Genomic DNA, 15,238 nt, shown 5'->3' on the forward strand with positions numbered 1-15,238 from the left:
AACAGCCATACAAGTTGTTTAAATTACAAATATAGCTTGCATTGACGTAAGAAAAAGGGTATATTGGATAATGTTCTGACCAGTCAGTCAAAGAGTAACGAGGGAGTGGATTTTTTGAAGAAGATTATTAACTTTTCCCTGCATAATAAATTCGCAATATGGATTTTGACCATATTGGTTATCGCTTCGGGTTTATATTCGGGTTTTAAAATGAATGAGGAGACGATGCCAGATATTACGATGCCGAATGTTTCGGTTATGACAACTTATCCAGGTGCGGCACCGGATGAAGTTGCTCAAGAAATAACGGTACCAATTGAAAAAAGTGTAGAAAACATTGAAGGTGTTGACCTTGTCAGTTCATCATCATTTGCAAATGCATCGTCCGTTCAAATACAATTTGATTTTGAAAAAGATATGGATAAAGCAACAACGGAGGTAAAGAGTGCTCTGTCTGATCTTGGGCTTCCGGAGGGTGCTGAAGAGCCTGAAGTTTCAAGGATAAGTCTTAATGCATTTCCAGTTATAGCACTAAGTGTGAGTGATGGGGATAAATCTCTTTCCAAGCTTACAGATACGGTGGAACAGGATATTGTACCGGAATTGGAAGGACTTCAGGGTGTCTCTGATGTACAGGTCAGTGGACAGCAAATTCAAAAGGTGTCCATTGATTTCAATGAAGAAAAGATGGCACAATTCGGTTTAACCACAAAAAAGGTGGAAGATTTAATTAAGGGATCTGACGTTTCTTTTCCCCTTGGTTTAACCAATTTTGATGGAGAAGTTAAAAATGTCGTTATTGATGGTAACGTCACAACTGCTGAGGACTTGAAAAATCTGTCATTGCCTGCTGTTCCGGCAGGTGCTGGATCATCTTTACAGAGTTCACAAAATCAAGCAGCACAGCAGGGTATTAAACAACAAATGCAGCAAGGAACGACGGAAATTCCGACGATTCAATTAAAAGAGCTTGCTGACATTAACGTAACCGGTGAAGTTAAATCCATTTCCAGAACAAATGGTGAAGATTCAATAGGGATACAGATTGTAAAAGCATCTGATGCCAATACCGTAGAAGTTGTTAATCGTGTCAAAGATCAAATCAATGATTTGGAAGATGAACTTGGAATTTCGATTACAACCACCTTTGATCAAGGCGAACCGATCGAGGAATCGGTTAACACAATGCTGAGTAAAGCGTTATTTGGCGCGTTGTTCGCCGTTGTGATCATACTTCTTTTCTTAAGAAGTATTAAAACTACATTAATATCCATTGTTTCAATTCCTTTGTCATTGCTGATGGCAGTGTTCCTGCTGCATCAAATGGATATAACCTTAAATATAATGACACTTGGTGCACTGACAGTCGCAATTGGACGGGTTATTGATGATTCAATCGTAGTTATTGAAAATATTTACAGAAGGATGGAATTACCCGGAGAACAGCTTACCGGGAAGGAATTGATTCGTGAAGCAACAAGACAAATGTTTATACCGATTGCTTCATCGACTATTGTAACAATAGCGGTGTTTTTACCGCTGGGACTTGTCAACGGACAGGTCGGTGAAATGTTTATGCCATTTGCGCTTGCAGTTGTGTTTGCACTATCAGCTTCACTAATTGTGGCAATAACGATTGTCCCAATGCTTGCTCATTCGCTGTTTGCGAAAAAAATGAAAAGATCTGCTTCCGTGCAAAGCAGTACAAGTCATCGGAAATCAAGCAGGCTTGCCGGTGGTTATAAACGCATCCTTAACTGGGCATTGGATCACAAATTTATCACATTTGGCGGTGCAACTTTGCTGTTAGTTGCAAGTTTGTTCCTGGTACCTGTAATCGGGGTAAGCTTTCTTCCAAGTGATCAGGAAAAAATGATTATGGCAACATACAGCCCGGAACCAGGGCAGACCAAAGAGGAAGCTGAAGACGTTGCGCTTAATGCGGAAGAATTCTTCCATAATCGTGAAGGTGTAACATCATATCAATTTTCTTTGGGCGGCGGTGGTCCAATGGGAATGGGCGGTGAAAATTCCGCACTGTTCTTTGTTGAGTATGATAAGGACTTTGAAAATTTCAGTGATGAAAGTTCAAACGTTATTAAAGCATTAAATAAACAGACGAAGCAGGGTGAATGGGGAACCATAGATTTTGCCCCAACCGGCGGCGGAATGGAACTGTTTATTTATGGAGACAACTTGGAAGATATTCAAGCTGCCGAGGACAAAATTATGCCGGCATTGAAAAACAACAATGATTTGGAAAAAGTGGAATCCAGTTTGTCAGAGGCATATGATCAATATACTCTTGTGGCTAATCCAGAGAAATTAAGCCAAAATGGATTAACAGCAGCACAGGTTGGTTTGAATTTAAGCAACTCCGGGGCAAAGCCTGTTCTTACAACGGTAAAACATGATGGTGAAGAGGTAGATGTCTTTGTTAAAACGGATGAGGTTGCTTACAGTAGTCTTAAAGACTTGAAAGACACTGAAATACAGACACCGCTTGGAACAGTTGTCCGACTTGGTGATGTAATGGATGTGAAAAAAGGAAAAGCTCCTGACACAATTAAGCGCAGGGATGGTAAAATGTACGCCTCCATCAGTGCGGATGTTAAAACGGATGATGCAGCAGCAGTATCTGCTGACGTGAAGAATGCTATCCATGATCAAAAACTTCCTGATGGAGTTCAAGTCGAATTCGGCGGTGTAACGGAACAAATTAATGAGTCCTTTACACAACTTGGCTTAGCAATGCTTGCTGCAATTGTGATTGTTTATTTCATCCTTGTCGTAACATTCGGGGGAGCACTTGCACCATTTGCTATATTGTTCTCACTGCCATTTACGATTATTGGCGGATTGGCTGCATTATGGATGGCGGATGAACCGCTCAGTGTTTCAGCGATGATTGGTGCATTGATGTTAATTGGAATTGTTGTAACCAATGCGATTGTATTGATTGACAGGGTGATTCACAAGGAAAAAGAAGGCTTTACAACGAGGGAAGCCCTTCTGGAAGCAGGTTCAACCCGCCTGAGACCGATTTTAATGACCGCCCTTGCGACAATCGGCGCTCTTATTCCACTTGCAATCGGAATGGAAGGTGGAGGACTGATTTCGAAAGGCCTTGGTGTTACTGTAATAGGTGGTTTGGCAAGTTCAACACTGCTTACACTTGTTATTGTCCCAATCGTATACGAAATCACGGCCAAATTCCGCAAGAAATCAATAACCGAATAGATTACTTTTTAAAGGATTTATATAGACAAAGGCCTTGCTTTAACAGGGGGTCTTTGTTTTTTTATGGTTAATTTATCTCAATACGTTTAATTGGGAGGATAATAAGGAATCATTGAACATGTGTGGGAAAAATGGCGCAGAAATTTGTGAAAAAAAGCATTTTTCCATGTAAGCGCTTGAAATTTAGAACATTTTGTAACAGAAATTCAACAAATTTATAAACACGCATAAAATCAGTATTTACCTTGGTACAACTTTATAGTGGATTTGGTAAACTATGATCGAATGATTTTTGAAGGGTAGGCTAAAAATGACTGACAGCGGGAGGGATTTCATGAAGTTACGGAAAAAACATTCTAAAAAATGGTATACATTATTGCTCTTAGGTATGATTTTTCTGTTAAGCGGTTGTGACCAAATGGTGGTATTTGATCCAGCGGGGCCAATAGCAGAGAAACAGCGCGATTTAATCATTTATTCGTTGTATTTTATGGGCGCGGTTTGTCTGATGGTTTGGATACCGTTTACGATATTTTTGTTTAAATACCGTGCAGGAAAGAAAAATCGCAGCGAGGACGACTATAAACCGGATATGCACGGGAATAAGCTGATTGAGACGATATGGACAGTTATTCCATTTATAATTGTGATAGCTTTGGCCGTTCCAACTGTGACGACATTGTTTGATTTTGAGGAACCGCCGGAATCTGCCAGCGGGAAGGACCCATTGGTTATCCATGCAACATCATCTGACTGGAAATGGTTTTTCAGTTATCCGGAGCAGGGTATCGAAACAGTGAACTATTTGCACATTCCGACGGATCGTCCTGTTGAATTCCGGTTGCAATCAACTGGTTCGATGGCAGCGTTATGGATTCCGGCATTAGGCGGTCAAATGTACAATATGGCCGGCATGCGCAATATCCTTTATCTGCAGGCGGATGAACCGGGGGTATATGACGGTTCAAACTCGAACTTTACCGGATTAGGATTCACCGAGCAGACGTTTAAAGTTTATGCGGAAGACAGTAAAAAGTTCCGGGATTGGGTAAGCACCAAAAAGCAGAATGCTCCTAAATTAACGAAGGATAAGTATCATGAACTTCTGGCACCAAGCATTGTCGGTCGTTCTACATTTTCTTCGACACATCTGCAGTGGGTTGATCACGGAACCATGGCCGGAATGGATTATGCCATTAAACTGTATGGCAAAGAATTCTATGACGGCAAGCAGGAACTGAAAAACGATGCAGAACATCGCGAGAAGTATCATGAAGATTGGAAGTAAAATAAGAAAGCAGGTGAAACAATGGGGCTTGATCAATTGCTTGTAACGGGTGAACCGTTGATTTACGCGGGTATGGTTGCTATTGTTCTGGTGTCATCAGCAATCATTTTCATCCTTACCTATTTCAAAAAATGGACTTGGCTGTGGCGTGAATGGCTAACCACAGTTGACCATAAAAAAATTGGAATTATGTATCTTTTGAGTGCATTGGCAATGTTGTTCCGCGGAGGAATGGACGCTCTGATGATGCGTGTGCAGCTTGCATTTCCAAGTATGAATTTCCTTGGTGCACAGCACTATGATGAGATATTTACAACACATGGAACTGTAATGATTATCTTTATGGCGATGCCGTTTTTAATCGGCTTAATGAATATTATTGTTCCATTACAGATTGGAGCCCGCGACTTTGCATTTCCATACGTGAATGCAATTAGTTTCTGGTCATTTTTCTTCGGGGCAATGCTGTTTAACCTTTCATTTGTAATCGGGGGTTCACCTGATGCAGGCTGGACGAGTTACACACCACTTGCAGGAGCGGCAATGAGTCCCGGACCCGGACAGAACTTTTATTTAATGGGTCTTCAATTAGCCGGTATTGGTACACTGGCAACAGGTATTAACTTGATGGTAACCATTTTGAAAATGCGGGCACCTGGTATGAAAATGTTTCAGATGCCGATTTTCACATGGTCCACATTGATTACAACGTTTATTATCATTTTTGCTTTTCCGATTTTGACGGTAAACTTGGCACTTTTAACCATTGACCGTATTTTCGATTCCCATTTCTTTACATTGGCAGGAGAAGGCTTGCCTATGATGTGGGCTAACTTATTCTGGATGTGGGGACATCCGGAAGTTTATATCGTTATATTACCGGCATTCGGTATTTTCTCGGAGGTTATTGCAACCTTTGCACGGAAGAGACTGTTTGGCTATAACGTTATGGTTTGGTCGATTATCGTTATTGCCGGACTGAGTTTTACGACGTGGGTGCACCATTTCTTTACAATGGGTACAGGCGCATTTGTCAATTCGGTATTTTCCATTTCAACGATGCTGATTGCCGTGCCTACCGGGGTAAAGATATTCAACTGGCTGGCAACGATGTACAAATCAAAAATGGAGTTTACATCACCAATGCTTTGGTCACTTGCATTTGTTCCAAGCTTTGTTATCGGTGGTATTACCGGTGTTATGCTTGGAATGGCGGCGACGGATTACCAGTATCATAACTCGTACTTCCTGGTGGCGCATTTCCACTATGTCCTGATACCTGGAACTGTATTTGCCTGTTTCGCGGGACTGGTTTTCTGGTATCCGAAAATGTTCGGGCATAAATTGAATGAAACATTAAGCAAATGGGCTTTCTGGTTCTTTGTTATTGGTTTCCATGTATGCTTCCTGCCACAGTTTTTCGTGGGATTGGATGGAATGCGTAGAAGAGTTTTCCATTCTGTACCAGAGTGGTTTACGCTTAATTTCCTTTCAACGATTGGCGCATTTGGCATGGGAGTTGGATTTGCCATCTTCGTATATGCAATTTATTACAGCTTCCGTTACAGTGAACGGGAAAAAACAGGCGATTCGTGGGATGGCAGAACGCTTGAGTGGGCTACGCCGACACCAATTCCTTCCTATAATTTTGCAACGTTACCGGACAATGTCGGTTACGACGCGTTATTGGAAATGAAGAAAAATGGTGAAACGACTTATGATGAAAGTAAATTGGAACCAATTCATATGCCAAGCAGTTCAGGGAAACCGTTTATCATGATGCTGATTCTGTTCTTCGCCAGTTTTGCTCTTGTATTTGAGTGGGTAACTGCTGCAGCAATCTTTCTGGCAGGCGGAATTATAATGATGATCCTGAGGTCCTTTGAGTATGATGAAGGTTATCATATTGAAGTGGATGAAATTAAACGCTTTGAACGTTCAGCAAGGGGGTTAGATGATGAGTGAACAAAATCTTAAAACCGGCCCGTTGGAATACCGCACGGAGCATGGGAGATTGAATATTACTGGTTTTTGGATTTTCCTTGCTGCCGAGGTTGTACTATTCTCAACTTTGTTTGCAACATATGCAGTAATGTTTGGACGTACCGCTGATGGCCCGGTGCCAAGTGAAATTTTCGAAGCAAAGAGTGCCCTGCTGATGACGTTCATCCTTTTGACAAGCAGTTTTACTTGCGGTGTTGGAATTCACGAAATGCGCCGAGGAAACACAAAGGGTTTAATTACTTGGCTGATTATTACTTTACTGTTGGGATTTTCATTCCTTGGACTTGAGATTGAGGAATTTTATAAATACGCAACACATGAAGGTGCGACCCTGCAAACAAGTGCTTACTGGTCTTCGTTTTTCATACTGGCCGGGACACACGGATTGCACGTGACATTCGGTACCGGTTGGATGATTATGCTCATTATCCAGCTGTTTCAGCGAGGTATTACAAACTTTTCGAGCCATAAGGTATTTATCATTGGACTTTACTGGCATTTCTTGGACGTAGTTTGGATTTTCCTTTTTACTTGTATCTATTTGTTTGGGATGGTGATGTAAAATGGATAAAAAACATTCAGGAAAAATACCAGTTAAGCACATAATAGGTTTTGCACTGTCACTTATACTGACAATTGCCGCTGCCTGGGTAGCGCTCGACTCGGGTCTGTCTGATGGCTGGATTATTGCTGGGACACTTACGATGGCAGTTATACAAGCGGCCATTCAACTATTCCTGTTTATGCATTTGACCGAGACAGAAGGTGTTGGCCATGGACCATGGAATATGATGTTTCACGCTTCGATAATGGTCGGCATTGTTGTAGCTGGTTCCTTGTTCACTATGATATGGGCTTTTGATATGGGCGATATGGACATGGACAGCCAGCATCAAAATATGCAGCAGGAACAAATGGATCACGAAATGGATGACATGTAAATAAGGCCTGAAAAACCCTCTCTCCGAATGTGGAGAGAGGGTTTTTTTACAATTCACTAATAGGATCTTTAAGTCGTTGTTCGCGGTAAGTTTTGGCTTTTGTCATTGAGAACTTAACCATTTGGATAATGAACATGATCCATGCAACCTCAGCAAGTATCAGGCTGCCGTAGAACATGAACCACGTTATGGAAAAGGCTCCCGGTGCCACAAAGAATGCTGCTTCAAGGTAATAGAACCACATGCCGAATACCAGGATTGCCTGCAGCACTGCCGGTATTTTTTTATTTAGATGAATAAACAAAAACGGTGTTAGTGTTGCCAGTGCTACAAACATCACTATGATACCCATGAAAATCATCCCCTTCTGAAAACTGATTCATGAAACCGTTTTCTAATTATATTGTAACAGATATTTTGAAAAAAAGACACAAAAACTTCAAATTTCCCACTTGATTTTTTAAATAAGGGAAGGATTGTGTTTATTTGCTTATATTTCCAAGCTTTTTTTATCCTATACGAGTTTAGTTCGGGCTAATCGTAATTAATACCGATTAAACATGCTAAATACTGCTTAATCCTTTTTGACGAAACAGCGCATTCTATTTAAGCTTGTAGAGTACATTTTTTAAAACAAACGGACAGGAGGTGGGAGCATCCAGAACGACGTAAAGGATGTTATGGTAAAAACTAGGGAAAAAACGGACGATTTTCATTTTCAAATCCCTTCCAAGGATGATGGAGCTGCCGTATGGGAGCTTGTGGAAGGCACAGGGGTGCTTGACGTAAACTCTTCGTACAGCTATCTCATGTGGTGTGAAATCTTTTCAGAAACTTCCATCGTTGTAAAAAAAGAGGATGAAGTAGTCGGATTTATATCCGGGTTCATTCGTCCGGATAAGCCGGATACGCTCTTTATTTGGCAGGTGGCAGTAGATGAAAAGCAGCGAGGTCATGGTCTTGCAACGAGAATGTTGTTTGAATTGCTGGATCGGAATTGCTGCAATGATGTCCGCTACGTGGAAGCGACAGTTTCACCGTCAAATATTGCTTCACAGCATCTGTTCATGGGACTTGCCAACAAGATGGATACGAATTGTGTGGTCGGAAATTACTTTTTATCCATTGATTTCCCGCGAACAGGTCATGAGGACGAATCTTTGTATAAGATTGGACCTTTTGAATATCAAAAATAATGTATAAAGGGATGATTTCGTGACAACAGCAGTGCTGGATAATGAGAAAATGAAAACGTTTGAAGAAATTGAATCTGCGGTTAGAAGCTACAGCCGCGGGTGGCCAACGATATTTGAAAAAGCTAAAGGTTATAAGCTTTGGGACATAGATGGAAAAGAATATATTGATTTTTTCGCCGGTGCAGGTGCACTGAGTTATGGTCACAATGATGATGTTATGCAGGAAAAATTAATTGAGTATATTAAAAATGATGGTGTCATTCACAGCCTCGACATGGCAACAACTCCAAGAAAAGAGTTTTTGGAACGCTTTAAAGAAGTTATTTTAACACCTCGTAAACTCGACTATAAAATAATGTTTCCAGGACCAACAGGCACAAACACAGTAGAGAGTGCCTTGAAAATTGCCAGAAAAGTGACGGGCCGTGATACGGTAATTAATTTTACAAATGCTTTTCATGGCATGACAATTGGGTCGTTATCCGTAACAGGTAATTCATTTAAACGGCGCGGTGCGGGTGTTCCGCTTCATCATTCTGTGGCAATGCCATTCGATGATTATGTGGAAGAACATGATTCAATTGCATATCTTGAACGCTTTTTGGAAGACAGTGGAAGCGGCGTAGCACTGCCAGCCGCAATCATTTTGGAAACCGTTCAAGGTGAAGGCGGAATTAACGCCGCAAGAATGGAATGGCTGAAAAAAGTGGAAGAAGTTTGCCGGAAATGGGATATTCTGCTGATTGTTGATGATGTTCAGGCAGGCTGCGGCAGAACTGGAACCTTCTTCAGTTTTGAGCCAGCTGGCATTAATCCGGACATTGTTTGCTTATCCAAGTCAATCGGCGGAATCGGTCTGCCAATGGCAATTACTCTGATTAAGCCTGAATACGATCAGTGGGGACCAGGTGAGCATAATGGTACATTCCGTGGAAATAATATGGCATTTATCGCGGCGACGGAAGCACTTACCCGCTGGGAAACAGATGAATTCAGCAAATCAATTATGGAAAAAGCCAAATTATTGCGCAATGCGATTGATGCCTTGATTGAAGGATACCCTGCTTTGAATGGTGAAGCACGCGGCAGAGGCTTGATGCAGGGTATTGCTATTCACAAAGATGGGCTTGCCAACGAAATTTGTGCAGAAGCATTTAAACGCGGACTGATTGTTGAGACATCAGGACCGAAAGATGAAGTTGTCAAATTCCTCCCACCGCTTATTATTGATGAAGCGGGACTGAAGGAAGGACTTGACATTTTAGAAGAAAGTATTAAAGCTGCACTTTCGTAATTAGAGAAACGATACAGTATTACAAGAACCAGGCAGTCATGCTCGCCGACTAAAGTCTTTCGGCGGGACGGATTGCCAATCCAAAAAATAATCTGGTACAGAGAAAAGGGGAATTTTTAATGATTGTAAAATCACTGGAAAATATTGTAGGTACAGAAGACGAAACATCTGATGAAAATTGGAGCAGCCGCCGGTTTTTGCTTAATAAAGACGGGGTTGGTTTCAGCATGAATGATACGATTATCAAAGCTGGGACGAATAACTATTTTTGGTATAAAAACCACATTGAGGCAGTTTACTGCATTGAGGGTGAAGGTGAAATTGAAGATATTGCTAAAGGCGAAGTTCACCAGATTAAGCCCGGCACGATGTATATTTTGAACGATCACGATAAGCATTATCTGCGTGCACGTACGCAAATGCGTATGGTATGTGTGTTTAATCCACCGCTTGTCGGCACGGAAACACACAATGAAGAAGGATACTATCCACTGTTGACTGAATAGAAATTTTAAAAGGCAACGCGCACTGGTTAAAGTGCCCGTTGCCTTTTTATTTGTTGTTTTGGCTCAAGTTGAGGTGATTTCGGCTCAAATTTGTACAAATCGGCTCAAAGTGCGTTCCATTCGGCTGAAGTTCACAATTTTCCCGCTCAAGTTCACAATTACAGCAGGTATGTCAAAAGCAATTTTTCAAGCAATGCCAAAAAAGGTTAACTTACCTCGATATTGTCATCCTTGAATTCGCTTTCCGACTTATGAACAATCAATGCCCCTGCAGCATCACCGGTTATATTGACAGATGTCCGGAACATGTCCATAAAGCGATCAACACCTGCAATTAGTGCAATCCCCTCCAATGGCAGATTCACCGCAGTCAAGACCATGGTCAACATGACAAGTCCCGCACCAGGCACCCCTGCAGTGCCGATTGAACCCAACGTCGCAATCAGTACAACAAGCAGCATTTGGCCTACTGTCATATCGATACCAAAGGCTTGTGCAGTAAACAATGTGGCCACACTTAAGTATAGTGACGTTCCATCCATGTTAATGGTTGCCCCCAATGGAAGCACGAAACTGGATATTTTTTTCGATACTTCAAGGTTGTCTTCTGAACATTTAATGGTGACCGGTAATGTTCCGGAGCTGCTTTGTGTACTGAATGCAACAAGACTTGCCGGAGCGATTCCTTTGAAAAATTGCCACGGACTTATTTTTCCCAGTGATTTAACAACAATTGAATACGTGATAAGTGCGTGCACAATACAGGCAATAGCGACGACAGAGATCAGTTTAATGAGCGGCATCAGAACAGACAGTCCGTATTCACCAATGATCGGTGCCAGCAGACCAAAAATTCCAAGTGGGATAAGCTTCATGATTGCCCATGTAATTTTGTACATAATTTCAGCAAGTCCATCAAAAAAGCGATAAACAGGCTGTGCTTTTTCTCCAACCATTGTAATACCTACACCAAGGAATAGCGAAAAGAAAATAACTTGTAGAATGTTTCCGCTGGCCAAACTTGAAAGCGGATTGGTTGGAATAATGTTTAGTAAAATGTCAACGACGGAACCAGTTTTTGTCGCTTCCGGAATTTCTCCGGCATTTGAGATATCCACACCAGCTCCAGGTGAAAACAATAGCCCCGCAAGAAGCCCAATCGTTACGGCAATTAACGTTGTTGCCAGGTAATATGCAATAGTTTTTCCACCGATCCTGCCCAGTGTACGCATACTGCCTGTACTGGCAACCCCTACAACAAGTGACGCCATTACGAGTGGAACAATGATGAATTGAATAAGACGCAGAAAAAGATCTCCGAGGGGCTGCACAATGTCAATGGCCGGTCCGAAAATAATTCCTGCGAGCACTGCAGCAACAAACGCAATCAGTATTTGCGGGAGCAGTCCTATATTACGGATTTTACCCATCGTATTTCAACCTCCTTTCCTTTTTAAAAGAATATGTCTGGAAAAGAAAGTTCAGAAGGTAAATTACATGGGTGTCAAACGGATTTCTTTTGCCTGAAAGCAGGAAAGAAGGAGAGAGGACATGTACCATACTTACATTTATTCCGGGTAAGTATGGTAAAATAGCAGCAATAGCAGTAAAAAAGGAGGGGGAGCAACATGACAAATAGTGATGAGCGTTTGTTTGCGATGCTGATTTACCTGCTCAGTTTTTTTGTGCCGATATTGGGACCGCTGATAATTTGGTTATTGAAGCGTGAAGAATCCGATTTTATTGATTACCATGGCAAGGAGTATTTTAACTTTCTGATTTCATACACGGTTTACAGTATTGTTTGTACCATTTTAATGATTATTTTAATTGGTTTTGTACTCATTTTTATCATTGGCTTCGCGGCTTTTATCTTTACGATTATCGCATTGGTAAAAGCATACGGTGGAGAAAAATACCGGATTCCGTTTATTTTCAGGTTAATACGTTAATAGTAGTGGTGCGCATATGCTTGAGTGTGATATGCGCTTTTTCTATTCTTTGATCCTTCCTGAGTCTCCTTCCCCTGTATCAACTGTTAGTGAGTTTGTGCTGTCACGGACTGCGGCGTAAAAAATCCGGTTGAAATCTTTATAACCTGTTGCCTGTAGTTCATTGACCAGCCAATCCCGGTTTTTTCCGATTAATTTAAGATTCTGATGTTGAATTTCTCCTTCAATCACAACCGCCATCGGCATTCCCTGGAAATCGGTTTCGATGCCAAGTTGTTTCGGCGTGACTGGGGACATTTCTTGTCGGGGAAGGATGCTGATGTTTCCGTTTGTTTCAATTAAAGCAAATTCAATTGAGGTTATGTCCGGATATCCTTTCTCCCGTAAATTTGATAATAGCTCCACTAATGTGAACCTGGACCTTTTCAAATTATTTTTAATTAGTTTGCCGTGTTTTACTACAATGGTTGGGTGACCGATGAACGGCTTGTTTAATTTGTTAACCAGTGTGAGTCTGGAAAAAATAATGTGTATAATTACAACCGTAACTATTCCGGCAACCGCCTTAAATATGCTTGCTGTAAAAAGCGGACCCGCCGCGAGGGAGACAACGAAAAATATACCTGTTAAATCATGTGCGGTTAATTGCGCGAAAGTGGCTTTACCCAAAAGCCTGATTGCAATTATGGTAATGATATAGATTAGAATAACCTGACCAATAAATAGCATCATTTGCTTGTAACACCTCAAAAATAGTATGCGTACCTTTGTCATGTCTATTTACATTTTTGTCATGTTAACGGCTTCATATTTTTCAGAAAAAAGGTTGACATTGCATAGAAATTAATTCAGTATAATTGTATACAATTGTAAAAGGAATGAAGATGCATGAGCAACAGCCGAGTGATTACAAAAGATTATGTGTATGCCGAAATCAAAGATAAAATTATTTCCGGCAGTTTGCAGCCTGATGAGAATATTGTGGAGGAAAATCTGGCCCGGGAATTTGATGTAAGCAGGACACCATTGCGCAGCGCATTGCAGCAGCTTGAGTATGAGGAACTGTTGGTGCGGAAGCCGAATGGACGCTTAAAAGTTGCGCCTATTTCTGTTTCGGAAGCCAGGGATATTTTTAATGTTCGAAGTCTGCTGGAGGGTTATGTGGCCCGGGATGCGGCAAAACATGCAACTGAAAAGGATAAACTGTACCTAAAGCATTTGGTCAGAATGCTGCAAGAATCGTCTGAACAGGGGGCAGAGACAGAACAGGTGAAGTATGGTATGCAATTTCATGCCTATTTGTACGAAATCAGCGGGAATCGTACTGCTGCCAAAATATTAAATTTGCTGAATGACCGCATAAACCGTTACCGACGTCTGGGGCTGTTAGGCAGGAGCGAGCGGATAGAAGGGAAAAAAGATGACCATGCTCTGATTCTTGATTATATCGTTAATGGGGATGAAAAAAATGCAGAACATGCTGCACAGCAGCATGTAAACCGCAGCATGGAAAAGGCAGTCGAAAGAATAAGAACATTTATTTAATTTTTTCATAATAATTGTATACAAAAATACAAAGAGAGGATGAATAGAGTTTATGGGGTGGAAAATCGGCACGAAAATGATTCATGAAAGACTGCAGCCAGATAAAGATACAGGCATGATCACCCAAAGTATCACGCCGGCAGTGGCGTATGCTTTTAAATCAGCGGATGACGCTGCTGCTGTTGTCTCCGGGGAAAAAGATGGAACATATTATGGGCGTTACGGGAATCCAACTGTCCGAACGCTTGAAAAGAAAATTGCCGCAATGGAGGGGGCAGAGGAATGCCTAGGGCTTGCAAGCGGAATGGCAGCAATTTCAACTGCTTTGCTGGCATTTTTGGGGAACGGAGATCACATTATCGTGACAAAAGATGTATATGGCGGTACATACAGTTTTTTAGACTCACTTGCACCGCGTTTTGGAATTGATGTTAGCTTTGTGGACTGTACGGATACCAAGAATATTGCAAGAGCAATGAAACAGGAAACAAAAGCTGTCTATATGGAAACACCTTCCAATCCAAGACTTACAATCCTGGATATTGAACAGATCTCAGCAATATGCAATGAATATGATGTTTCACTAATTGTTGATAATACCTTTATGAGCCCATACTTGCAAAATCCGCTGGCATGCGGGGCGGATATTGTACTTCACAGTGCGACTAAATATCTGAATGGTCATGGAGATGTTCTTGCTGGATTTATTGCTGGTGAAAAAACGACGATTGAAACGATGCGCAAAAAGTTTATGGGTGATTTGGGACAGCAATTAAATGCCTGGGATGCGTTCTTGATTATCCGCGGCCTGAAAACACTTGTGTTACGGATGAGGCAGCACTGTATAAATGCACAAGCGACTGCAAGATTTTTGGAATCACATCCAATGATTGAAGCTGTTTTTTACCCTGGTCTTGAATCCCATCCACAGCATGAACTGGCCAAAAAGCAAATGAAGCGTATGGGTGGTATTGTTTCATTTGAGGTAAGAGGCGGTATGCAAGCCAGCAAGCTGTTTCTTGATAAACTTGAATTGGCGATGATTTCATTTAGTCTGGGGGACACGGAAACACTCGTCCAACATCCGGCATCAATGACCCATGCATCGATACCGCCTGAAAAACGGGCCTGTTTTGGTGTCACAGATGGTTTAATCCGTTTGTCAGCGGGGCTGGAGGAAGCTGATGATATTATCGCTGATCTAAAACAGGCACTGGATGAAGTGGCCGCACAGATGAAAATTTTACAATAAGCAGAGATATCTTGTATGAC

14 protein-coding genes are annotated in these 15,238 nt (G+C 41.6%); 11 read left to right on the forward strand and 3 right to left on the reverse strand.

What is annotated here, in order from left to right:
• Positions 1–114: 114 nt before the first annotated feature.
• The 5 genes from B1K71_RS07635 to B1K71_RS07655 all read left to right on the forward strand — a co-directional run bounded on the left by B1K71_RS07635 (position 115) and on the right by B1K71_RS07655 (position 7,473).
• Positions 115–3,240: an efflux RND transporter permease subunit gene (locus tag B1K71_RS07635; RefSeq protein WP_077325629.1), complete on the forward strand. Its 3,126-nt coding sequence runs from the start codon at positions 115–117 to the stop codon at positions 3,238–3,240.
• 334 nt (positions 3,241–3,574) lie between these two features.
• Complete coding sequence (qoxA, locus tag B1K71_RS07640) at positions 3,575–4,528, forward strand: cytochrome aa3 quinol oxidase subunit II (RefSeq protein ID WP_077325630.1); 954 nt, start codon at positions 3,575–3,577, stop codon at positions 4,526–4,528.
• A gap of 21 nt (positions 4,529–4,549) precedes the next feature.
• Positions 4,550–6,493 (forward strand): cytochrome aa3 quinol oxidase subunit I, encoded by a 1,944-nt coding sequence (qoxB, locus tag B1K71_RS07645; RefSeq protein ID WP_077325631.1) that lies wholly within the window; start codon positions 4,550–4,552, stop codon positions 6,491–6,493.
• Entirely contained in the window at positions 6,486–7,094 is a 609-nt protein-coding gene (gene qoxC, locus B1K71_RS07650; protein ID WP_077325632.1) for a cytochrome aa3 quinol oxidase subunit III, read from the forward strand. Before qoxB ends, qoxC begins: the two co-directional genes overlap by 8 nt.
• 1 nt (position 7,095) lies before the next feature.
• Positions 7,096–7,473, forward strand: a complete 378-nt coding sequence (locus tag B1K71_RS07655; RefSeq protein ID WP_077325633.1) for a cytochrome C oxidase subunit IV family protein — start codon at positions 7,096–7,098, stop codon at positions 7,471–7,473.
• A gap of 46 nt (positions 7,474–7,519) precedes the next feature.
• On the opposite strand, the gene B1K71_RS07660 is transcribed toward B1K71_RS07655, so the two are convergent.
• The gene (locus B1K71_RS07660; RefSeq protein ID WP_077325634.1) at positions 7,520–7,825 is read right to left on the reverse strand and encodes a hypothetical protein; all 306 of its coding nucleotides are present in this window, start codon (positions 7,823–7,825) and stop codon (positions 7,520–7,522) included.
• A gap of 328 nt (positions 7,826–8,153) precedes the next feature.
• Between B1K71_RS07660 and ectA the strand changes: the two genes are divergently transcribed.
• From ectA to B1K71_RS07675, 3 genes are all read left to right on the forward strand, one after another.
• Positions 8,154–8,669, forward strand: coding sequence for a diaminobutyrate acetyltransferase (ectA, locus tag B1K71_RS07665; protein WP_077325635.1), 516 nt, complete (start codon positions 8,154–8,156; stop codon positions 8,667–8,669).
• A gap of 49 nt (positions 8,670–8,718) precedes the next feature.
• Entirely contained in the window at positions 8,719–9,963 is a 1,245-nt protein-coding gene (gene ectB, locus B1K71_RS07670; protein ID WP_077330119.1) for a diaminobutyrate--2-oxoglutarate transaminase, read from the forward strand.
• 119 nt (positions 9,964–10,082) lie between these two features.
• Positions 10,083–10,469, forward strand: a complete 387-nt coding sequence (locus tag B1K71_RS07675) for an ectoine synthase (RefSeq protein WP_077325636.1) — start codon at positions 10,083–10,085, stop codon at positions 10,467–10,469.
• 206 nt (positions 10,470–10,675) lie between these two features.
• Here B1K71_RS07675 and B1K71_RS07680 read toward each other — a convergent pair whose 3' ends face one another.
• The gene (locus B1K71_RS07680; protein WP_077325637.1) at positions 10,676–11,899 is read right to left on the reverse strand and encodes a dicarboxylate/amino acid:cation symporter; all 1,224 of its coding nucleotides are present in this window, start codon (positions 11,897–11,899) and stop codon (positions 10,676–10,678) included.
• A gap of 198 nt (positions 11,900–12,097) precedes the next feature.
• Between B1K71_RS07680 and B1K71_RS07685 the strand changes: the two genes are divergently transcribed.
• Positions 12,098–12,421, forward strand: a complete 324-nt coding sequence (locus tag B1K71_RS07685; RefSeq protein WP_077325638.1) for a DUF4870 domain-containing protein — start codon at positions 12,098–12,100, stop codon at positions 12,419–12,421.
• 42 nt (positions 12,422–12,463) lie between these two features.
• On the opposite strand, the gene B1K71_RS07690 is transcribed toward B1K71_RS07685, so the two are convergent.
• Positions 12,464–13,153, reverse strand: coding sequence for a DUF421 domain-containing protein (locus B1K71_RS07690; RefSeq protein WP_077325640.1), 690 nt, complete (start codon positions 13,151–13,153; stop codon positions 12,464–12,466).
• 156 nt (positions 13,154–13,309) lie between these two features.
• Between B1K71_RS07690 and B1K71_RS07695 the strand changes: the two genes are divergently transcribed.
• Positions 13,310–13,966 (forward strand): GntR family transcriptional regulator, encoded by a 657-nt coding sequence (locus tag B1K71_RS07695; RefSeq protein ID WP_077325642.1) that lies wholly within the window; start codon positions 13,310–13,312, stop codon positions 13,964–13,966.
• A gap of 52 nt (positions 13,967–14,018) precedes the next feature.
• Positions 14,019–15,218 carry a trans-sulfuration enzyme family protein gene (locus B1K71_RS07700; protein ID WP_077325644.1) on the forward strand — a complete coding sequence of 400 codons (1,200 nt, stop codon included), beginning with the start codon at positions 14,019–14,021 and terminating at the stop codon, positions 15,216–15,218.
• Positions 15,219–15,238: the final 20 nt, after the last annotated feature.

The organism is Virgibacillus siamensis, from assembly GCF_900162695.1.
Taxonomy (GTDB): domain Bacteria; phylum Bacillota; class Bacilli; order Bacillales; family Amphibacillaceae; genus Lentibacillus; species Lentibacillus siamensis_A.